This window comes from Gordonia sp. 852002-10350_SCH5691597 (genome assembly GCF_001665715.1).
Classification (GTDB): Bacteria; Actinomycetota; Actinomycetes; order Mycobacteriales; family Mycobacteriaceae; genus Gordonia; species Gordonia sputi.
This window is the reverse complement of sequence record NZ_LZMO01000200.1, coordinates 1-687: the sequence shown is the minus strand read 5'-3', so window position 1 is coordinate 687 and position 687 is coordinate 1. Positions and strand designations below refer to the sequence as shown.

Genomic DNA, 687 nt, shown 5'->3' with positions numbered 1-687 from the left:
GATGTCGGCGATCCAGCGCTGCGACGCCGCCTCCCACATCGCGCGCGACGGCGACTCGTGTTCACCGAGCTCGGTGAACACCTCACCAATCACCGCGAGGGGAATCCCCGCCGCCTGGGAGGCGCGGATGAACGCGACCCGGCGGAGCATCGCGCGGTGGTAGCGCCGCTGGTTGCCCGGCGTACGCCGCGAGAAGATCAGCCCCTGGTCCTCGTAGAACCGCACGGCCGACGGCGCGATGCCCGCGCGCTGCGCCAGCTCGCCGACGGACAGTTCGATTTTCTTCAGGCCCACACGACGAGGATAGGCGACTTCAAGTGAACTTGAAGTCGCCTATCCTGCGGATCGAGCCCACCACCGCCGATCGAGCCCACCACCGCTGATCGAGCCCACCACCGCAGATCGAGCTTGTCGAGATCACATCCAAGCGCGCCGACCCGCTGGACAGTCGCCGGGCCTAAATGTGTGTCGAATCGAAAGACGTGGCTGCTGCAGCACCCAAATCCTTCGATTGCACACACATTTGGGTGCGGCCCACCGCTGATCGAGCTGACGCCACCGCTGATCGGGTGATCTCGACAAGCTCGATCAGCGGTCGGCGAGCAGGGCCCGATCAGCGAGGGCCGACGACCGTCAGCTCCGCACGACCATCACTGGAGCGTTGGCCTCGCGCAGCACCTTCTGGCT

The 687-nt window shown here is 66.1% G+C and carries 1 protein-coding gene; it reads right to left on the bottom strand.

From position 1 onward, the window contains the following. Nucleotides 1-294: MerR family DNA-binding transcriptional regulator (locus A5777_RS14410; protein ID WP_064863189.1), on the bottom strand; the 294-nt coding region annotated here is incomplete at its 3' end. Nucleotides 295-687 lie beyond the last annotated feature (393 nt).